Raw genomic sequence first — 18722 nt, forward strand, 5'->3', positions numbered from 1 at the left:
GGTCGGCATCATAAGTCGGGTCCTGTTCACTCGTTCGTAGGAGCGATGCATGAGCCCCGACCACCCGCCCGGACTGGATCTCGACCGGCTGCGCGGGCTGCTCGACCGCGAGCGCCCCGGCCTGGTGACCGGTCCACTGACCGGAAGGCTGATCGAGGGCGGACGGTCGAACCTCACCTACGCGGTCTCCGACTCCAGCTCGAAGTGGGTCGTACGACGGCCGCCGCTGGGCCACGTCCTGGCCACCGCGCACGACATGAAGCGCGAGCACCGGGTGATCAGCGCGCTGTACCCGACCGAGGTGCCGGTGCCGCGGCCGGTGCTGCTGTGCGAGGACGACGAGGTCCTCGGCGCGCCGTTCTACGTGATGGAGTTCGTGGCGGGCACCCCGTACCGCACCGCCGACCAGCTCGTCCCGCTCGGTCCCGAGCGCACCCGGAACGCCGTGCTGTCCCTCGTCGACACGCTCGTCGAGCTGCACTCCGTGGACCCGGAGCAGGTCGGCCTCACCGACTTCGGGCGCCCCGAGGGCTTCCTGGACCGGCAGCTGCGCCGCTGGGGCAAGCAGCTGGACGCCTCCCGCAACCGTGAGCTGGCCGGCATCGACGAGCTGCACGCCACCCTGGGCCGCCGGCTGCCCGGCTCCCCCGCGCCCACCGTGATCCACGGCGACTACCGCCTCGACAACGTGCTGATCGGCGACGACGACACGATCAGGGCGATCCTCGACTGGGAGATGTCCACGCTCGGCGACCCGCTGACCGACCTGGGCCTGCTGGTGATGTACAGCCGGCCGCTGGGCACGCCCGACTCGCCGGTGTCGACGACCGCCGAGGCGCCCGGCCACCCGGACCCGCGGGAGCTGATCGAGCGCTACGCGGCCCGCTCGGGACGGGACGTCACGCACATCTCCTGGTACACGGCGTTCGCCTGGTTCAAGCTCGCCGTGATCCTGGAGGGCATCCACTACCGGTACACGCAGGGCCAGACGCTCGGGGAGGGCTTCGACCGCATCGGCGAACTCGTCCCCGTCTTCATCGACCACGGACTGACCACTCTTCAGGAAGGCTGACCGGCCATGGACTTCGCGTTCGACGCGCGCACCGAGGAACTGCGCGCCAAGCTGCTCGCCTTCATGGACGAGTACGTCTACCCGGCCGAGGCGGTCGCCGAGGAGCAGCGCGCCGCGCTCGCCTCGCCGTGGGACACCCCGGCCGTGGTCGGGGAACTGAAGGCGGAGGCACGCAGGCAGGGCCTGTGGAACCTCTTCCTCCCCGACGCCGAGTACGGCGCGGGCCTCACCAACCTCCAGTACGCGCCCCTCGCCGAGATCACCGGCCGTTCCCCGCACCTGGCGCCCACCGCGCTGAACTGCGCGGCCCCGGACACCGGCAACATGGAGGTGCTGGCCCAGTTCGCCGACGAGGCGCAGCGCAAGCAGTGGCTGGAGCCGCTGCTGGCCGGTGAGATCCGCTCCGCGTTCGCCATGACGGAGCCCGAGGTGGCCTCCTCCGACGCCACCAACATCACCACGCACATCGAGCGGGACGGCGACGACTACCTCGTCACCGGCCGCAAGTGGTACATCTCCGGGGCGATGAACCCGGACTGCAAGATCTTCATCGTGATGGGCAAGACCGACCCGGACGGCGCCGACATCCGGCGCCAGCAGTCCATGGTCCTGGTGCCGCGCGACACCCCGGGCGTCACCGTGAAGCGGGCGATGCAGGTCTTCGGCTACGAGGACCACTCGCACGGCGGCCACGCCGAGGTGGTCTTCGACCACGCGCGCGTGCCGGTGTCGAACCTGGTCGGCGAGGAGGGCGGCGGCTTCGCCATCGCCCAGGCCCGGCTCGGACCCGGCCGTATCCACCACTGCATGCGGCTGATCGGCATGGCCGAGCGGGCGATCGAGCTGATGTGCCGGCGGGCCGTGTCCCGGACGGCCTTCGGCAAGGAGCTGGCCCAGCAGGGTGTGGTCCACAACTGGATCGCGGACGCCCGGGTGACCGTCGAACAGCTGCGGCTGCTGGTCCTGAAGACCGCCTGGCTGATGGACACCGTCGGCAACCGGGGCGCCCACACCGAGATCCAGTCCATCAAGATCGCCACCCCGCGCGCGGTCGTCGGCATCATCGACCGCGCGATCCAGCTGCACGGCGCGGGCGGGGTCAGCCAGGACTTCCCCCTGGCCGACCTGTACGCAGGGGCCCGCACGCTGATGATCGCCGACGGCCCGGACGAGGTGCACCAGCGCTCGCTGGCACGCCGGGAGCTGATGAAGTACCTGTAGGCGACGGGCCGTCGGGGCCGGTGCGGGCATGAGGACGCCCGCACCGGCCCCTTCTTCCCCGGGGTATCGGTCAGTCGGCCGGCACCGGCGCGGTCCGGCCCACCACCAGCTGATAGAAGATCGGCTCGCCGGTCGTCGTCACCCGGTGCTGGAACCGGGTTCGTTCCAGCAGCTCAAGGCGCCTGTCGGCGATCAGCCGCTCGACGGCGGCGCCGAACCCGTCCGGATCCGACGCGTCCATCCACCGCTCGTCGATGGTGAAGGCCACGGGGGCCCCGGGTGGCAGGATCGCGAGTGCGTTTTCCAGCGCCCGCGGTGTGGCGTGCGTGCCGCCGAACGCGCCGGCCGACACCAATCCGCCGAACGCGTACGGGCGTAGTGCCTCACGGAGGCCGTCGCCGAGCAGGAAGTCGCCGACCACGTAGTCGGCGTAGACCCCCGGCCGGTCGCGCAGACTCGCCTCGCGGGCCGCCGGCAACGCGTCGACCCCGACCACCCGGGCCACGCCCGCGTGACGCACGAGTTCTCCGACCAGTCCCGTGCCGGCGCCGACGTCGAGCACCGTCATCGAGCCCGGTTCCAGCCCGAGGCTCGCGGCCGCGCGCAGGAAACCCGCCACCGCGACCTGCGGCGACGTGCACCGGAGCCGGTCCTGGACGACATGCTCGTAGAGGCCGGGCACGGCGTAGATCCGGGTGTACTCGTGCAGGTGCACCGTCTCGTGCTCGCTCAAGGCGATGTACTCGCCGTCGGTCACTGGCGGGCCGAGCAGCCGGACGCCCGCAAACACATCTGCCATGCCGGCGAGACTATGCGCACGTGTCAGCGCGCCGCCACCACGTCTGTGCGGGGCCCGCCGGGGCATCGCGGGTCCTGCGCGATGCCCCGCCAATGCCCCGTAGGCGCAGGTCCGTCGGGGGCCGGCCGATCCCCCTAGGGGCGCAGCGCCCGCAGCAGCAGGTCGGCCAGGTGGTCGGCGACCTCCTGGGGGGCCATGGGGCCGTCGGGGCGGTACCAGGTCGACAGGTGGTGCACCGAGCCGAAGTGGTAGTCGACGACGAGGTCGGCCGGGGTCGCGGTGGAGAAGACGCCCTCGCGCTGGCCCTCCTCGACGAGCGCGCGGAAGCGTTCGTGGTAGCGCCGGCGCTCGGCGCGCACCTGCTTGTTCTTCTCCGGGCTCAGGTGGTGCATGGACCGGAAGAAGATCATCGCGTCGTCGAGGTTCTCGATCGTCGTCACGACGACGTCGGCGGCCGCGCCCCGCAACCGCTTCTCGATCGGCTCGTCCGCGTTCGCGAAGGCGTCGAGTCGCTCCTGCTGCACGCGCAGCACGCGCGCGTACACCTCGTGCAGCAGGTCGTCCTTGGACCCGAAGTAGTGGTAGAGCGCCCCCTTGGTGACGCCGGCCGCCTCCACGATCTCCTGCACGGAGGTGCGGTCATACCCCTGCTCCGCGAAGAGCCGGGTGGCGGCGGCAAGAAGCCGCTGCGGAACAGGAGCCCCGTCTCCGTCCGTCGTCCTGGGCACTGCCGCCACCTGCCTTTCTCGTATGTCCGCTAACTCTGTTGCGGTCGGGAACGAAGTTCCCGTCGGAGGATCTTCCCACTTGCCGTCTTCGGCAGGTCGGGCAGGATCTCCACCTGACGCGGATATTTGTAAGCGGCCAGTCTCTCCTTGCAATAGAGGGCGAGATCGTCCGGATCGGTTGCACTACCCGGGCGAAGACTGATGTAGGCCTTGACGGTCTCCCCGCGGTACCCGTCGGGCACCCCGACGACGGCCGCCTCGCGCACCGCCGGGTGGGTGTACAGCACGTCCTCGACCTCGCGCGGCCAGACCTTGAAGCCGGACGCGTTGATCATGTCCTTCTTGCGGTCGACGACGTACAGCCAGCCCTGCGGATCCATGAAGCCGATGTCGCCGGTGCGCAGCTCGCCGTCCGGGAAGGTCTCGGCGGTGGCCTCGGGCCGCCGCCAGTACCCGGGCACCACCTGCGGTCCGCGTACGGCGATCTCGCCCTGCTCGCCGAAGGGCACCTCGTTGCCCTCGTCGTCGATGATGCGGACTTCCGTGTCCGGGCCGGGCACCCCGACCGCGAGGGTCCCGGAGACCGGGTCGACGGGCGCTTCCAGCTCCGGCGGCACGGAGGCGCAGGGCGCGGTGCACTCGGTCAGCCCGTAGCCGTTGCGGATGTACGGCCCGAACCCGGTGCGGAACTTCTCCACCAGGGCCGGCGGCAGCGGCGCGCCGCCGGAGGAGATGTTGACGAAGGAGGCGAAGTGCTCCGGGGTGACGTCCGGGTGGGCGGCCAGGGCCATGAAGGCGGTGGAGGGGCCGACGGTGTACTGCGGGCGGTGCTCGGCGAACGCCTCCAGCACCAGGCCCGGCTCGAAGCGGTACGTCAGCACGAGCGTGCCCACGCTGGTAAGGCAGGCGCAGAGCTGGCAGACCATGCCGGTGATGTGGAAGAGGGGCGCGAGGGCGTAGTAGACCGGCGCGTCGGGCAGCGCCAGTCCGGTCCGCTGCCGTTCCGCGTTGTACATGATGTTGCCGTGCAGGTTGGTGGCGCCCTTGGGAGCGCCGCTCGTCCCCGAGGTGTAGCTGATCAGCGCGATGTCGGAGGGCGCCGGGTCCCGCCCCTCGGGCGCCTTACCGCCCCGGCGGGCGACGGCCACCAGGTCCTCGGCGTCGGCGGCCTGCGGCAGCCGTTCGAAGGTCAGCACGCGCGCGTCGTCGCGCGTCTGGAAGTCCAGCTCGCTCGCGGTGAGCACGATCCGCACCGGCGAGTCGGCGGCCGTGTCGCGCAGATACGACTCCCAGGCCCGCTGCGAGCAGACCAGCGCGGTCACCTCGCCGTCCCGCAGGACGTGGGAGACCTCCCCCGACTTGTACATCGGGTTGACCGGCACGACGGTCGCGCCCGCCTTCCAGGCGCCCAGCAGCGCGAGCACGAAGTGCGGCGAGTTCTGCAGGATCACGGCGACCCGGTCGCCGCGCTCCAGGCCGCGCTCGGCGAGATGGGCGGCGACCGAGTCGCTCAGCTCGTCGACCTCGCGGAAGCTGAGGCGGGCGTCGAAGTAGGCGAGGCAGGTGCGGTCGGGTGCCTCGGCCACGGCGGCCCGCAGGGCGTGCACCAGGGAGTCCGGGGGGTCGACCGGACCGCGCTGGGCGTCGTTGAGCAGGGCCACCCAGGGCCGGGCGGCGTAGCTGGACTCGGTCTCCGACTGGGTCACCGGGTGGCCTCCCACTTCTGCTGGATGTGGTTCATGTTGGTCAGCCAGCGGTCCGGGTCGGTGGCCCGCGCCTGGTAGAACTCGGCGACCTCGGGATGCGGCAGGATCAGGAACCGGTCTTCCGCCATCCCCTTGAACAGCGCGTCCGCGACGGCGTCCGGCTCGATCGCGGTCGGCTGGAGCACCAGGTCGCCCGCGGTGCCGGTGGCGGCGAGCATGTCGGTCCGGACGCCCTGCGGGCAGATCGCGTGCACCTTGAGCCCGCGGTGCCGGTACGTCAGCGACAGCCACTCGGCGAAGGCGTACGCGGCGTGCTTGGTCACGCTGTACGGCGCGGCGCCGATCATGGTGAGCAGCCCGGCGGCGGACACGGTGGACACGAACCGTCCGCTCCCGCGCTCCAGCCAGTCCGGCAGCAGTTCCTGCGCGGCCCGCACGTGAGCCATGACGTTGACGTCCCAGGCCGAGGCCCAGACGGCGTCCGCGGCCGACTCGGACCCGCCGGAGCCGAGACCGGCGTTGGCGCAGTAGACGTCGACGCTCCCGCCGAGCGCGTCCCTGGCGGCGCCGACGATGCCGGACGCGTCACCCGGAACGGCGATCCCGCCGATCTCCTCGGCGACGGCGCCCGCCTTGTTCCCGTCCAGGTCGTTCACGACGACGCGGGCGCCTTCGGCGGCGAACCGCCGGGCGAGGGCGGCCCCGATGCCGCCTCCCGCCCCGGTGACGACGACTCGGGCATCTTGCACGGCTCCCACCATCGGTCTCCTTCGACACGACGCGACCAGACTCGGCTCAGCACCGACACACTAACCGGTCGGTATGTTTGAGAAAAGGGCAGCTGTCGCACCCCCTAAGCTGCAGCGCGCCCCAAAGGGGCGCGAGGCTGTGCCAACATGCGGCTACCGCCGCGTGGGCGCGACCAGCCCCATCCGGCCGGCACCCGGACGACCACGGAGGCCACCCCCATGCGCCCGTCCAGACGAAGTCTGCTCACCGCGGCCACGGCAACGGCAGCAGCCATGGCAGCCCTACCCGCGGCAACCACAACCGACGCCCACGGCGCCCTCAAGACCGGCTTCGACCGCCTCTCCGCCGACGGCTACGCCCTCCTCGGCCGGCAAAAGGCCGGCATCGTCACCAACCCCACCGGCATCACCACCGACGTCCGCCACATCGTCGACGTCATGCACGCCGACCCCCGCGTGCAGCTCACCGCTGTCTTCGGCCCCGAGCACGGATTCCGCGGCACCGCCCAGGCCGGCGGCTCCGAGGGCCGCTACGACGACCCGGCGACCGGCCTCCCCGTCTACGACACCTACCTCAAGAGCGGCCGGCCCCTCGCCGACGTCTTCACCGCCTCCGGCGTGGACACGGTCGTCTTCGACATCCAGGACGTCGGCGCCCGCTTCTACACGTACATCTGGACGCTGTACGACTGCATGGAGGCAGCCCAGCTGGCGGGCAAGCGGTTCGTCGTGCTCGACCGCCCCAACCCGGTCACCGGCCGCACCGCCCAGGGCCCGGTCCTGCACAGGGAGTTCGCCAGTTTCGTCGGCCGGCAGCCGATCGCGCAGGCGCACGGGATGACGGTCGCCGAGCTCGCGAAGCTGTTCAACGCGGAGTTCCTGAGCACCCCGGTCGCACTGGACGTCGTGACGATGACGGGCTGGCGGCGCGACCGCTTCCACGACGCCTACGGACTGCCCTGGGTGCCGCCGAGCCCCAACATGCCCACCCCGGACACCGCCCTCGTGTACTCGGGAACCTGTCTCTTCGAAGGCACGAACCTGTCCGAGGGGCGCGGCACGACCCGCCCCTTCGAACTGCTGGGCGCGGAGGGCGTCGACGCCCGGTGGGCGGCCGCCGTCAACGGACTCGGGCTGCCGGGCGTGCGGTTCAGGGAGGCGTACTTCGCGCCCACCTTCTCCAAGTTCCAGGGCAAGACGGTCGGCGGAGTGCAGATCCATGTGCACGACCGGGCCGCCTACGACCCCGTACGCACCGGGATCGCACTCCTGGTCACCGCCAAGAAGGTGTGGAGCGGCTTCGCCTGGCGGCCGGACGACTGGATCGACAAGCTCACCGGATCCACCAGCGTGCGCACGATGACCGACGCGGGCGCGGGCACGGACGAGATCGTCGGCGCCTGGCAGGACGAACTCGCCGCATTCCGCCGCATCCGAAAGGAATTTCTCCTCTACAGGTGAGGCGCGGTGTATGGCCAACCTTGCCCGGCGGCGGGACGATGCGCGCACATCGCACCGGTTCGGGGGACGAGGAGCCTGGTATGGCGGATCCTGGGATGAGTGTGGCTCCCTACTGGGAGCTGACCTTCGACGCCGACGGCGACCCGGACGGCGCCGAACGCGACCGGCTGCTGGGCGAGGTCACGGCCCATGGCGTCCATGACCTGATCGTCTTCGCGCACGGCTGGAACAACGACCGTTCGGGCGCCACCTCCCTGTACCGGCGGTTCTTCGCGCCGATCCCGAAGCTCGTGCCGAAGGCGAGGATCGGGTACGCCGGGGTGGTGTGGCCGTCGATGCGGTTCTGCGACGAGCCGATCCCGGACTTCCCGAAGTCCGTGGTGGCCACGGAGGCGGAGGAGAGACCGGCCCCCGTCCTCGACAAGGACACCCGGCACGCGCTCCTCGACACGTTCCCGGGGCGGGCCACCGTGGTCGACCAGATCGCCCGGATGCTGGACCAGCGCCCGGGTGGCGAGTTGGAGGAGTTCGGCCGCCTTGTACGGCTGCTCGTCGAGGTCCTGCCGGGCGGGCCCCAGCCCCTGTTCGCGGCGGACACGCTCGCGGAGGGCGTCCCGCAGAGCGAGCCGGTGCTGTTCACCGGGGACACGACGGCCCTGTGCGAGGAGTTCGCGCAGACCCTGGCCTCCCTCCGGCCGGGCCCCGGCACAGCGGAGTTCGCGCTGCCCAACCCCTGGGACGGCGCGAAGGAGCTGCTGCGGCAGGCGACGTACTACGCGATGAAGCGGCGCGCCGGCACCGTCGGGGAGCGCGGGCTCGGGCGGGTGATCGGGCAGCTGGCCGAGGCGGCCCCGGGGGTACGGGTGCATCTGGTCGGGCACAGCTTCGGCGGCCGGCTGGTGTCGTTCGCGCTGCGCGGGCTGCCGGACGGGGTGCGCACGGTGAAGTCCGTGACGCTGCTGCAAGGGGCCTTCTCGCACTACGCGTTCGCCGCCCGGCTGCCCCACGACCCGCGCGCGGGCGGGGTGCTGCACGGCCAGGAGAACCGCATCGACGGTCCGCTGGTGTGCTGCTACTCCCGTTTCGACGGGGCGCTCGGCACGATGTATCCGCTGGCCTCGCGGATGGCGGACGACTGCGAGTCGGCGCTGGGCGTGGACGTGGCCAGGGCGCTGGGCGCCAGGTGGGGTGCGATGGGGCACGACGGGGTGCAGGCGGTGCCGGGCACCCGGTCACTGGACCTGGCGGCGGCCCTGCGCGGCCCGCTCGCCGCGCCGGGTTGCGTGAACGTCGACGCGGCGGCGGTCGTGAAGAGGGGCGGCCCGCCGTCCGGGGCACACAGCGACATCGTGCACCCCGAACTGGCGCGGGTGGTGCTGGCGGCGGGGCGCATCGCGTGACCCCGCCGCCGTGGACGTATCAGCTCAGCGGTGCGAGGTGAACTCCACGACCTGCTGGAAGGTCGGGCGGTTCTGCCAGCTGATGTTGTAGTGCTTGATGCCGCCCAGGGTGCGCTGGACGATCGAGTCGGCGCACCACTGGTCGCCCGCCGAGCACAGCGAGTCCCCGGGGTAGACCGTGGACGCGCTGGTCCCGGCCGCCGTCTTGAGCGTACTGATCAGGATGTCCCGGCAGGCGCTGAGGCTGCCGCCGCCGCAGTACTGCTGCGCCAGCGGTCCCGACACGCTCTGCCCGAGCACCGAGCGGATGTCCTTGTCGACATAGCTCCACCAGCCGTACTGGAAGGAGCTTCCGGCGTGCGACCCGGTCGGACCGTGCGCGGCCGACGGGGTCTCGTCGATGTACAGGTTGTTGGTGAACGCGGTGTACAGGGTGTCACCGAGGCCGGGCTGGAACTCGGCCTTCACCAGCAGCGGCCACCAGGCGTCCAGGATCCGGACGGCGTCGGCGTTGGCGTACGTCTTGGAACCCGCCGAGGTCTCGGTGCGCTTGCCGCCCGCGGTCAGCCAGGTCTGGAGCTTGGTGACGGCCGCGGCGGCCGTGGAGTCGGTCACCGTACTGCTGTTGATCACCTTCAGCAGGTCCGGCAGCACGTCCTCGGCCCGCAGGTCGGTGAGCGACGCGTCTGCCATGGCCTTGACAAGCGAAGAGCGGGTGACTCCCCCGGCCGCGACGAGTTTCTTCACCCGGTCGTCGAGCAGGTTGCCGCGGTGGACGGAACCGTCACCCCAGCTCGCCGTCGTGTAGTTCAGCGCCTGTTTGTTGTTCCAGGAGATGTAGTAGTCCTGGTCGACGGAGTTGGGGTGTGCGGAGGCCGGGGTGTAGTCGGCCGTGTTGGTGGCCGGGTCCCAGTTCTGCCACTCGTAGGCCGCCTGGCCCCAGGCCGGGAACTCGGGGTCGACCCCGCTCGCCCGGACCGGGTTGTTGCCGCTGTTGTAGTACGCGGTGTGCGAGGAGTCGGCGTAGAACCAGTTGAAGGTGAAGTTGATGTGCTGCACCGCACTCTGGAAGGTCTGGGGGCTCTTCACGTAGTCGGGGTCGTTGAGCATCTGGAAGCCGATGATCGAGTCGGCCTCGTGCATGTAGGAGGAGCGCAGGGTGGTGTAGGCGACCTTCTTCCCGCCGACGGTCGCGCGGTATTGGACAGGTCCGTATTTCGTCTTCCACACGCGCATGGTGTACGAGCCGGCGGCGGTGCCGTCGGCGGTCGTCGGCTTCCAGGAGTTCTTCTGCTCGACCTTGTCCATGGCCGTGCAGGTGCCGTGGTACAGGTAGTGGTAGTCGTCCTGGCAGAGTTCGACGGCGTAGCTGTCGATGATGTCCTGGCCGGACGTGGTGGCGGACCACGCGTAGTCCTGGCCGCGGCCCAGTTCGACGTACATGCTCAGGCCCGCGAAGGAGGCGCCGCGGGCGCTGATGCCCGGGCCCTGGATCTCCTGGAGCATGAGCAGCTGCGGGGCGAAGTAGCCGGTCTGCGGTCCGAACACGGCGATCGGGTGGCCGCTCGCGGTGGACTTGCCGCTGACGACGAGGGCATTGGACATCCCGCGCCTGGCCGAGCTGAGGGCGGTCGCGGTCGCCGCGGCGGAGGCGGCGGAGGCGCTCTGGTCGGCGCCGGTGCCGGTGGGGTCGTAGACCAGTGGCTCGGTCGTCACCGAACCGGAGTCCGGCAGTGCCTCGCCCTGCGGGTCGGACGGCTTGGTGCCGTACGGGAAGCTCTCGCCGTTGTGGACGGTGAGAGCGGCCTCGGGGTCGTTGCGCTCACGGAACGACTCCCAGACCTTGGTGCCCTGTTCCACGCCGTACTTCTCCTGGGCGGCGAGCAGCGATATCGCGTTGTTGACCTCGCCTCCGCCGCCGGAGCCGAACAGCGAGCCGATCACGGAGGCCAGCGCGACCAGGTCGGTGATCTTGAAGTGGTCGATGGTGCCGGCGTTGGTGATCGAGTCCTTGTGGCCAGTCAGGACGTACTCGCCGGGGAAGTAACGGCCGCTGTCGGAGGCGTCGATGTAGGAGTTGATGCCGGCCAGGTAGGCGTTGGCGTCCGCGAGGGCCTGCTGGCCGCGGGTGCCGTTGTTGGCGACGGCGTTGTCGATCTGCGCCTGGAGGTCGGCCTCGGTGTACGGGGCGTTGCGGTAGAACTCCTGCTCAAGGCCCTGGTTGGAGGCGACGCCACCGGCGAAGGTGGTGAGCTGGCCGCGCCCGACGTGGCGGAACACGTCCATCAGCCACAGCCGGTCCTCAGCGGCGGCATAGCCCGCGCCGAACTCGGTGCCGTATCTGGTGGTACCGGTGATGTGCGGTACGCCCGTCTTCTTGTCGCGGACGATCGTCACGTCGCTGCGACCCGCCGGACTCTCCGTGGAGGCGACTTGATCGGAAGCGACCCCGAACGACGAGTCGTTGAAGAACGTGTTGATCTTCGCGTCGGTGAGGGTGGAGTAACCGGTGGCCAGGTTGTTGTAGGGGCCGAGCTGGTCCTCGGCGTGGTCGGGCTGGATGCCGAAGGCCTGGTTGAGCAGGACCTGGGCGAGGGTGGCGTTGCCGTTCTCACCGGGCGGCAGGATGTCCGAACACTGGCCGCCGCAGTAGTCGTTGGAGGCCGTGGCCGCCGCTGCCGGAGTCGCCTGGGCCAGCGGGGAGAGCAGACCCGCGATGAGCACGCATACGGATGCGGCTTTCAGGAACCCGGGGAGCTTGCGGGGAGTTCTCAGTTTGTCGAACAACGCGTGATGTCTGGTACGCCGGGGCATGGCGACTCCTCACGACGGGGGTGGTGCCGGACGTTACCGCCGGTATCCCCGAGATTGAAGATGAACATGCGTCAAGTTTTGGAGTGGTCGCCCGCGTCGGCGGTGTCACCGGCCGTCGGTCAAGGCGGGCGGCCTTATGGACGGCATCGGAAATCGGATGGAGCCGATTCGAGTGTCGATACGTCTATACGGCAACGCCGCGCGAAGTCCGTGCGACGCCGCCGAAGTGACCGAAGTACAGGTGCAGGTGTGACGGAGGTGCAGGGCGATGGCCGGTTTCCGGAGTCTGGCGAGACAGGTGCGAGACCCACGGTGCGATCTGGCGCTACGACGTTACTCACTGCGCAAGTGCCTGGAGCGGTTCGCTCCCTACGGGCACCGCGCGACCTGGGACCATCTCTGCTCGCGGGCCGGGTTCGGTCCTGAGGACCGGTCCCCCGATCCAGCGCGTCTCGTGGGCGCACTGGAGGAGTTGGAAGAGGCGCGGGCGGTCTGGCTGGCCTACGAGGTCGAGTTCGCCGAGCGCCGCAAGAAGGAGAAGCACGACGGGCTGCGCCGCCCGGGCAGCGTGGACGACTGGCACCGGCTGACCTGGGGCGGATTCGGAGTGGCCTGGTGCGACGACCCACGGGTCCACCCCGACGAACCACTGGCCGAGGTGCTGCGACGGCTGATCGCCGCCCTGGAGCGCGAACCGGGCGCGGTCTGCCCGGTGTGCGCGGGGGAGCGCCTCATCTGGAAGTACGACCTGGACCACGAGCCCTCCGCCGGTCCGGTCTGCGCGGACTGCGGGATTCTGGTGCCGCGTCCGGTGCTCACCCCCGAGGCCCTGGCCTACGCCAGGCGCGGGCGGCTGCTCATGTCGGCCTGACCACCTGGGGGTGCGCCGGGGATGCCGCACCCCCCAACTGCCGGAAGGACCGGCCGCCGTCGGTGACGACCGCCACCCTCACGAACGCCGTCGCCGGCCAGGTTCAGGGACGTTCCGGCAAGAGGCGCGAACCCGCCCGGCGTTGCCCGAAGGCGTCGTCCGGGTTGGACAGCACGCAGGTGTCCAGCGAGAGGCAGCCGCAGCCGATGCAGTCGGTGAGGTGATCGCGCAGGCGGTTGAGCTGCTTGATGCGTTCGTCCAGTTCGACCCGCCACGCCTGCGAGAGACGGGCCCAGTCCTCCCGGGTCGGGGTGCGTTCCTCGGGGAGTGCGGAGAGGGCCTCGCGGATGGTGGCCAGGGGGATGCCGACGCGTTGTGCCGCCCGGACGAAGGCCACCCTGCGCAGTGTGTCGCGGGTGTAGCGGCGCTGGTTGCCGGTGGTCCGCCGGCTGCTGATGAGCCCCTTGGCCTCGTAGAAGTGGAGTGCGGAGATGGCGGCGCCGCTGCGCGCGGACAACTGGCCGACGCTCAGCTCTTGGATCTTCTCGGGAATCTGCGGCACCCCGCAGAGCCTACCGACCCACGTGGGCCGCGCTCCGTTGACAGGGAGCCCGTACCCGACCATGCTAAGCAGTTGCTTAGGTATGGACGCGCGACCGCGAGAGGGCCGGGACATGGCAGAACCGAGGATCTTCACCTCCCCCGACGAGCTGAAGGCGGCCGTGGGCGAGCAACTGGGCCACACCGACTGGGTGGAGGTCGACCAGAAGCGGATCGATCTGTTCGCGGAGGCGACGGGCGACCACCAGTGGATCCATGTCGATCCGGAGAAGGCGGCCGCGGGCCCGTTCGGGACGACCATCGCGCACGGTTATCTGACCCTGTCGCTGCTCCCGCTCTTCGGCCCCCAGCTGATCGGCGTCGAGGGCGTCAAGATGGGCGTGAACTACGGCACCAACAAGGTCCGTTTCCCCGCCCCCGTCCCGGTCGGCTCCCGGCTGCGGGCCACCGCCACGATCACCGACGTGACGGACGTCACGGGCGGCGTCCAGGTGAGCGTCGCCTTCACCGTGGAGCGCGAGGGCGGCGACAAGCCGGTCTGCGTGGCGGAGTCGGTGTCCCGGTACTACCTGTAGGACCACTCCGCCCGCAGGGCTACTTGGCCCCCACCATCCGGAGCACGAGGTCGGCGTAGAGCGCGCCGACCTGCTCCGGTGTGCGGGGGCCGTCCACGTTGAACCAGCGGGCGACGTCGATGCAGAGGGAGAGCACCGCGAGGGTGGTGCCGTGGATGTCGATGACGTCGAACTCCCCGGACTCGACGCCCTCCTGGATGATCCCGCGCACCTCGGCGTCGACCTGGCGGCGCAGTCCGAGGATCTCGGCACGGGCGTCGGGGCCGAGGGCGTCCAGCTCGTACTGCACGACCCGGGCGGTGGTGCGCCGCCCGGCGTGCCAGCGGACGAAGGAGCTGACGCCGTCCGCGAGCCGCTCGGCGGCGGTGCCCTCGCGCCGGGCCGCCGTCTGGAGAATCTCCAGGGCCTTGTCGTGACCGATGCGGCTGATCCGGTGGAGCAGCTCTTCCTTGGTCTTGTAGTGGATGTAGAGGGCGGCGGGGCTCATACCCGCGCGGCCCGCGATGTCGCGGGTGGTGGTGGCGTGGTAGCCGCGCTCGGCGAAGGCCTCCACGGCGGCGACCAGCAGCCGCCGGGCCGCGTCAGGGGTGACCTCTTCCCACGGCTCGACCTCGCCGCCGGTCGTCTCCTCCGCCGTACTCATCGCTCGCTCGCCCCTCTCGATACCGGAGCTCCACCATACCGCCGAAGCTGAGCGAGCGCTTAGTGTGCCCGCTCAGAGCTTGTCACGCGGCTCAGAGCTTCTCGAAGGGGTCGTGTTCGGCGAGCAGCTTCTCCAGCCGGGCCTGGTCGACGCGGCTGACGATCTGCCCGGCCTCCTGGCGGTCACGGATGACCTTCGCGAGCGTGAAGGCGGAGGTGACGAGATAGAGGACGGCGATGCCCAGGAAGCCGCGCACCCAGGCGTCGGCGTGCAGCCGGAAGATGCCGATGACGGTGGCCGTCATGGCGATGGCGAAGGAGGCGACGGCCTGACCGTAGAAGGCGGCCGTGTTCTGTTGTCTGACCGGTGTGTCACTCATACGTCGAGGATCGGCGGATGTGGGCCGCGCCACATCCGCCGAAGTACTCACCAGGTACTCAGACCGGCCGCGGGCGTATCCCGCTCAGAACGCCGAAACGCCTGTCAGCGCCCGCCCGATGAGCAGTTTCTGGATCTGGCTGGTGCCCTCGTAGAGGGTCATCACCCGGGCGTCGCGCAGGAGTTTGCCGACCGGGTACTCGTCGATGTAGCCGTAGCCGCCGAAGACCTGGAGGGCGTTGTTGGCGGCACGCACGGCGGCCTCGGAGGCGAAGAGCTTGGCCTTGGAGGACTCGGTGGCGAACGGCAGGCCGCGGTCGATCAGATCGGCGACCCGCCAGGTCAGCAGCCGGGCCGCGTCCACGTCGACGGCGATGTCGCTGATGAGCTCCTGGACCAGCTGGTGGCCGGCGATCGGCGTGCCGAACTGCTCGCGCTGCCCCGCGTACGCCACGGCCGCGTCCAGCGCCGCCTGGGCTATGCCGACGCAGCCGGCGGCGACCGACATCCGCCCCTTGGCCAGCGCCGACATGGCGACCGAGAAGCCCTTGCCCTCGGGTCCGAGCAGCGCGGCGGCCGGGACGCGGACGTCCTCCAGGACGAGTTCCGCGGTGGCCTGGCCGCGCAGGCCGAGCTTGCCGTGGACGGCACGGCGGGTCAGGCCGGGGGTGTCGGTGGGCACCAGGAAGGCGGAGACGCCCTTGTGGCCGGGCGCGTCGGTGGAGCGGGCGAAGAGAAGGACCACGTCGGCCCAGGTGCCGTTGGTGATGAACATCTTGGAGCCGTTGACGACGTAGTCGTCACCCTCGCGAACGGCGCGGGTGGTGAGGTTGCCCGCGTCGGAGCCGGTGCCGGGTTCGGTGAGGCCGAAGCAGCCGAGGTACGCGCCGGAGGTCAGCCCCGGCAGCCAGCGCCGCTTCTGCTCCTCGCTCCCCCAGGCGGCGACGGACTTGGCGACGAGGCCCAGGGAGACCGACACGATTCCGCGCACGGAGGAGTCCCCGCGGCCGAGTTCCTCGGTGACCAGGCAGTACGACAGGTGGTCGCCGCCGGAGCCGCCGTACTCCTCGTCGACGGTCAGACCGAGGAAGCCGACCTCGCCGAGCTTCTTCACGATCCCCCGGTCCACCTCCTCGGCGCGGTCCCAGGCGATCACGTGCGGGGCGATCTCGCGCTCGACGAAGTCCCGGGCGAGCTGCCGTACGGCGGTCTGCTCCTCGCTGAGTCCCAGGTCCACCATGCGATCACCCCACATTTAAATTAGCACTGCTAGTTTCTTGGTGCAGCCCTACTATGTGCGCCATGGCCCGACCGCGCAAGCCCCTCCTCAGCACCGACCGGATCGTCCGGGTGGCACGGGAACTCGTGGACGCGGAGGGTCTGGCGGCCGTCTCCACCCGCCGGCTCGCGGCCGAGCTGGGGGTGAGCGGGCCCTCGCTCTACAACCACTTCGGCACCAAGGACGAGATCCTGGAGGCGGTCGCGGACTCGGTGAGCGCGCAGGTCGACCTGTCGATGTTCGAGGGCGGGGACGGGCGGGACTGGCGGACCGCGCTGCACGACTGGGCGGTGTCGTACCGGGCCGCGCTCCGCGACCACCCGAACATCGTCCCGGTCCTGGCCCGGGGCCCCGGCCGCCGGCCCGCCGGACTCCGGCTCGCGGACGCGGTCTACGGCGGGATGGTGGACGCGGGGTGGCCGCCGGCGCAGGCGACGTCGATCGGGGCGCTGATGCGGTACTTCGTCATGGGGTCGGCGCTGGGGTCGTTCGCCGGCGGCTTCGTGGACGACGCGAGTGCCTACGATCCGGCCGACTATCCCCATCTCGGGCAGGCGCATCTGCTGGCGGAACAGCAGGAGAAGATCGACGAGCGGGCGTTCGAGACGGGGTTGCGGGCCCTGCTGGACGGGCTGGCCCAACAGTTCGCGGGAGCAAAAGAGAAGGCGTAGCGGGCGGCGGGACGTCCGGCGACCGCCCGCAGCCACGACGTGCCCCGCCGGGGGCGCGGGGAGCTGCGCGACCAGCCACCCACCCAGCCGTCCGAAATCCGCCAGCCCCGCCCCGTCCCTCCTCTCTAACCTCGGTGCCATGACGAATCCCGCGCCCCGCCCGCTGCCCGCCCTCGCCGCCGTCGTCACCGTCGTGCTGTGGGCCTCCGCCTTCGTGGCCATCCGGAGTGCGGGTGACTCCTACTCCCCCGGCGCCCTCGCCCTCGGCAGGCTGTTCTCCGGGTCCCTCGCGCTCGGGCTGCTCTGTCTCGTGCGGCGCGAGGGGCTGCCGCCCCGGTCCGCCTGGCGGGGCATCGGGATATCCGGCGTGCTGTGGTTCGGCTTCTACATGGTCGCCCTGAACTGGGGCGAGCAGCAGGTGGACGCGGGGACGGCCGCCCTCGTGGTGAACGTCGGCCCCCTGCTGATCGCCCTGCTGGGGGCCCGGCTGCTCGGCGACCCGATGCCGCCTCGGCTGCTCGCGGGGATGGCGGTGTCGTTCGCGGGTGCCGTGACCGTGGGGCTGTCGATGGCCGGCGGGGGCGGCTCCTCGGTGCTGGGCGTGGTGCTGTGCCTGCTCGCGGCGGTCGCCTACGCGGCCGGCGTGGTCTCCCAGAAGCCCGCCCTGGCCCGGGCGAGCGCACTCCAGGTGACGACGTACGGGTGTCTCGTCGGCACCGTGGCCTGTCTGCCGTTCGCCGGGCAACTGGTGCACCAGGTCGCCGACGCGCCGCTGTCCGCGACCCTCGACATGGTGTACCTCGGGATCTTCCCGACCGCACTCGCCTTCACGACCTGGGCGTACGCCCTCGCCCGGACCACCGCGAGCCGGATGGGCGCGACGACGTACGCCGTGCCGGCGCTGGTCGTGCTGATGTCCTGGCTGGCCCTGGGCGAGGTGCCGGGGCCGGTCACCCTGGTGGGCGGGCTGCTGTGCCTGGCCGGTGTGGCGGTGTCCCGGTCGCGGGCGCGAGCAGGGACGCGGGCTCCCCGCAGCGCGCCGGCGGCCGGGGAGCCGCACTCCGAACAGGTGCCGTGACGGTCACCTGAGGGTCAGAAGACGACCAGCGCCCGGCCGCCCTTGCCGGCCAGCATGTTCTCGAACGCGGCGGGGATGCCGTCCAGGCCGATCCGCTCCGTCACCAGCATGCCCAGGTCCAGGCGGCCGGCCCGGACGTGTCCGGCGAGCACCGGCAGGTCGCGGGCCGGGTCCGAGTTGCCGTAGACGCAGCCGGAGAGGGTGCGGCCCCAGTGGAAGAGCTCCAGGGCGTTGAAGGTGACCTGCTCGCTCTTGCCGCCGATGCCGACCACCGTCGTACGGCCGCCCCGGCGGGTGGACTCCCAGGCCGCGCGGATGCTGACCGCGCGGCCGGCGCACTCCACGGAGACGTCGACGCCCTGTTTGCCGGTGAGGGCGCGGATCGCGCGGGGTGTGGTGTCGGAGGCGACCACGTAGTCGGTGGCGCCGGCGGCCCGGGCCAGCTCCTCCTTCGCCGCGGAGACGTCCACCGCGACGATCCGGGACGCGCCCGCGATCCGGGCCGCCTGGACGGCGGCCAGGCCCACCCCGCCGACGCCGAACACCGCGACGGTCTCGCCCTCGCGGACCCGCGCCGCGTTGTGAACGGCGCCGTAGCCCGTGAGCACCGCGCAGCCGAGGAGGGCCGCGTCGGTGAGCGGGATGCCGGCGGGGAGCGGCAGGACGCAGGACTCGGCGACCACCGTCTCCTCGGCGAACGCGGCCACGTTCAGGCC

The 18722-nt window shown here is 71.1% G+C and carries 18 protein-coding genes; 8 read left to right on the forward strand and 10 right to left on the reverse strand.

Annotation, left to right across the window (positions count from 1 at the left end):
• Window positions 1-49: 49 nt before the first annotated feature.
• Both ACFWXC_RS18845 and ACFWXC_RS18850 read left to right on the forward strand, forming a co-directional pair.
• Window positions 50-1072, forward strand: a complete 1023-nt coding sequence (locus ACFWXC_RS18845) for a phosphotransferase family protein (RefSeq protein WP_384479990.1) — start codon at window positions 50-52, stop codon at window positions 1070-1072.
• A gap of 6 nt (window positions 1073-1078) precedes the next feature.
• A complete protein-coding gene (locus tag ACFWXC_RS18850) occupies window positions 1079-2293 on the forward strand; it encodes an acyl-CoA dehydrogenase family protein (protein ID WP_384479992.1) in 1215 nt (404 codons plus the stop codon).
• Window positions 2294-2363: 70 nt separating this feature from the next.
• On the opposite strand, the gene ACFWXC_RS18855 is transcribed toward ACFWXC_RS18850, so the two are convergent.
• The 4 genes from ACFWXC_RS18855 to ACFWXC_RS18870 all read right to left on the reverse strand — a co-directional run bounded on the left by ACFWXC_RS18855 (window position 2364) and on the right by ACFWXC_RS18870 (window position 6287).
• Window positions 2364-3092: a methyltransferase domain-containing protein gene (locus ACFWXC_RS18855; RefSeq protein ID WP_384479994.1), complete on the reverse strand. Its 729-nt coding sequence runs from the start codon at window positions 3090-3092 to the stop codon at window positions 2364-2366.
• Between the two features lie 134 nt (window positions 3093-3226).
• Complete coding sequence (locus ACFWXC_RS18860) at window positions 3227-3820, reverse strand: TetR/AcrR family transcriptional regulator (protein ID WP_089103029.1); 594 nt, start codon at window positions 3818-3820, stop codon at window positions 3227-3229.
• A 29-nt stretch (window positions 3821-3849) separates the two neighbouring features.
• Entirely contained in the window at window positions 3850-5526 is a 1677-nt protein-coding gene (locus ACFWXC_RS18865) for a class I adenylate-forming enzyme family protein (RefSeq protein ID WP_384479996.1), read from the reverse strand.
• Window positions 5523-6287, reverse strand: a complete 765-nt coding sequence (locus ACFWXC_RS18870) for an SDR family oxidoreductase (RefSeq protein WP_384479998.1) — start codon at window positions 6285-6287, stop codon at window positions 5523-5525. Before ACFWXC_RS18870 ends, ACFWXC_RS18865 begins: the two co-directional genes overlap by 4 nt.
• Before the next feature lie 207 nt (window positions 6288-6494).
• Here ACFWXC_RS18870 and ACFWXC_RS18875 point away from each other — a divergent pair, with 207 nt between their 5' ends.
• Together ACFWXC_RS18875 and ACFWXC_RS18880 are read left to right on the forward strand one after the other, a co-directional pair.
• The gene (locus tag ACFWXC_RS18875; protein ID WP_384480000.1) at window positions 6495-7736 is read left to right on the forward strand and encodes an exo-beta-N-acetylmuramidase NamZ domain-containing protein; all 1242 of its coding nucleotides are present in this window, start codon (window positions 6495-6497) and stop codon (window positions 7734-7736) included.
• An 80-nt stretch (window positions 7737-7816) separates the two neighbouring features.
• Complete coding sequence (locus tag ACFWXC_RS18880; RefSeq protein WP_384480002.1) at window positions 7817-9136, forward strand: serine-threonine protein kinase; 1320 nt, start codon at window positions 7817-7819, stop codon at window positions 9134-9136.
• 24 nt (window positions 9137-9160) lie between these two features.
• Here ACFWXC_RS18880 and ACFWXC_RS18885 read toward each other — a convergent pair whose 3' ends face one another.
• On the reverse strand, window positions 9161-11950 hold the full coding sequence (locus ACFWXC_RS18885; protein ID WP_384480004.1) for a penicillin acylase family protein: 2790 nt from the start codon (window positions 11948-11950) through the stop codon (window positions 9161-9163).
• Between the two features lie 268 nt (window positions 11951-12218).
• On the opposite strand from ACFWXC_RS18885, the gene ACFWXC_RS18890 reads away from it, so the two are divergent.
• Window positions 12219-12821 (forward strand): hypothetical protein, encoded by a 603-nt coding sequence (locus tag ACFWXC_RS18890; RefSeq protein ID WP_384480006.1) that lies wholly within the window; start codon window positions 12219-12221, stop codon window positions 12819-12821.
• 103 nt (window positions 12822-12924) lie between these two features.
• On the opposite strand, the gene soxR is transcribed toward ACFWXC_RS18890, so the two are convergent.
• A complete protein-coding gene (gene soxR, locus ACFWXC_RS18895) occupies window positions 12925-13383 on the reverse strand; it encodes a redox-sensitive transcriptional activator SoxR (RefSeq protein WP_384480008.1) in 459 nt (152 codons plus the stop codon).
• Between the two features lie 112 nt (window positions 13384-13495).
• Between soxR and ACFWXC_RS18900 the strand changes: the two genes are divergently transcribed.
• Complete coding sequence (locus ACFWXC_RS18900) at window positions 13496-13957, forward strand: MaoC family dehydratase (RefSeq protein ID WP_384480010.1); 462 nt, start codon at window positions 13496-13498, stop codon at window positions 13955-13957.
• 19 nt (window positions 13958-13976) lie between these two features.
• On the opposite strand, the gene ACFWXC_RS18905 is transcribed toward ACFWXC_RS18900, so the two are convergent.
• The 3 genes from ACFWXC_RS18905 to ACFWXC_RS18915 all read right to left on the reverse strand — a co-directional run bounded on the left by ACFWXC_RS18905 (window position 13977) and on the right by ACFWXC_RS18915 (window position 16215).
• A complete protein-coding gene (locus tag ACFWXC_RS18905) occupies window positions 13977-14600 on the reverse strand; it encodes a TetR/AcrR family transcriptional regulator (RefSeq protein ID WP_384480012.1) in 624 nt (207 codons plus the stop codon).
• A 91-nt stretch (window positions 14601-14691) separates the two neighbouring features.
• Window positions 14692-14979, reverse strand: a complete 288-nt coding sequence (locus tag ACFWXC_RS18910) for a YiaA/YiaB family inner membrane protein (RefSeq protein WP_351739973.1) — start codon at window positions 14977-14979, stop codon at window positions 14692-14694.
• A gap of 84 nt (window positions 14980-15063) precedes the next feature.
• Window positions 15064-16215: an acyl-CoA dehydrogenase family protein gene (locus ACFWXC_RS18915; protein ID WP_384480038.1), complete on the reverse strand. Its 1152-nt coding sequence runs from the start codon at window positions 16213-16215 to the stop codon at window positions 15064-15066.
• Between the two features lie 65 nt (window positions 16216-16280).
• On the opposite strand from ACFWXC_RS18915, the gene ACFWXC_RS18920 reads away from it, so the two are divergent.
• Both ACFWXC_RS18920 and ACFWXC_RS18925 read left to right on the forward strand, forming a co-directional pair.
• Window positions 16281-16928 carry a TetR/AcrR family transcriptional regulator gene (locus ACFWXC_RS18920; RefSeq protein ID WP_384480014.1) on the forward strand — a complete coding sequence of 216 codons (648 nt, stop codon included), beginning with the start codon at window positions 16281-16283 and terminating at the stop codon, window positions 16926-16928.
• Between the two features lie 139 nt (window positions 16929-17067).
• Window positions 17068-18006: a DMT family transporter gene (locus tag ACFWXC_RS18925; RefSeq protein ID WP_384480016.1), complete on the forward strand. Its 939-nt coding sequence runs from the start codon at window positions 17068-17070 to the stop codon at window positions 18004-18006.
• A 14-nt stretch (window positions 18007-18020) separates the two neighbouring features.
• Here ACFWXC_RS18925 and ACFWXC_RS18930 read toward each other — a convergent pair.
• On the reverse strand, window positions 18021-18722 hold a 702-nt coding region (locus tag ACFWXC_RS18930; protein ID WP_384480018.1), incomplete at its 5' end, for a zinc-binding dehydrogenase.

Source organism: Streptomyces sp. NPDC058683 (assembly GCF_042716195.1).
Lineage (GTDB): Bacteria > Actinomycetota > Actinomycetes > Streptomycetales > Streptomycetaceae > Streptomyces.

Bases quoted from the DNA above. Each gene is read 5' to 3' on its own strand.
- ACFWXC_RS18870 (WP_384479998.1), bottom strand. From the start codon at position 6,287: ATGGTGGGAGCCGTGCAAGATGCCCGAGTCGTCGTCACCGGGGCGGGA.
- ACFWXC_RS18855 (WP_384479994.1), bottom strand. From the start codon at position 3,092: ATGGCAGATGTGTTTGCGGGCGTCCGGCTGCTCGGCCCGCCAGTGACC.
- ACFWXC_RS18880 (WP_384480002.1), top strand. From the start codon at position 7,817: ATGGCGGATCCTGGGATGAGTGTGGCTCCCTACTGGGAGCTGACCTTC.
- ACFWXC_RS18850 (WP_384479992.1), top strand. From the start codon at position 1,079: ATGGACTTCGCGTTCGACGCGCGCACCGAGGAACTGCGCGCCAAGCTG.
- ACFWXC_RS18845 (WP_384479990.1), top strand. From the start codon at position 50: ATGAGCCCCGACCACCCGCCCGGACTGGATCTCGACCGGCTGCGCGGG.
- ACFWXC_RS18885 (WP_384480004.1), bottom strand. From the start codon at position 11,950: ATGCCCCGGCGTACCAGACATCACGCGTTGTTCGACAAACTGAGAACT.
- ACFWXC_RS18905 (WP_384480012.1), bottom strand. From the start codon at position 14,600: ATGAGTACGGCGGAGGAGACGACCGGCGGCGAGGTCGAGCCGTGGGAA.
- ACFWXC_RS18890 (WP_384480006.1), top strand. From the start codon at position 12,219: ATGGCCGGTTTCCGGAGTCTGGCGAGACAGGTGCGAGACCCACGGTGC.
- ACFWXC_RS18900 (WP_384480010.1), top strand. From the start codon at position 13,496: ATGGCAGAACCGAGGATCTTCACCTCCCCCGACGAGCTGAAGGCGGCC.
- ACFWXC_RS18875 (WP_384480000.1), top strand. From the start codon at position 6,495: ATGCGCCCGTCCAGACGAAGTCTGCTCACCGCGGCCACGGCAACGGCA.
- ACFWXC_RS18925 (WP_384480016.1), top strand. From the start codon at position 17,068: ATGACGAATCCCGCGCCCCGCCCGCTGCCCGCCCTCGCCGCCGTCGTC.
- ACFWXC_RS18920 (WP_384480014.1), top strand. From the start codon at position 16,281: ATGGCCCGACCGCGCAAGCCCCTCCTCAGCACCGACCGGATCGTCCGG.
- ACFWXC_RS18910 (WP_351739973.1), bottom strand. From the start codon at position 14,979: ATGAGTGACACACCGGTCAGACAACAGAACACGGCCGCCTTCTACGGT.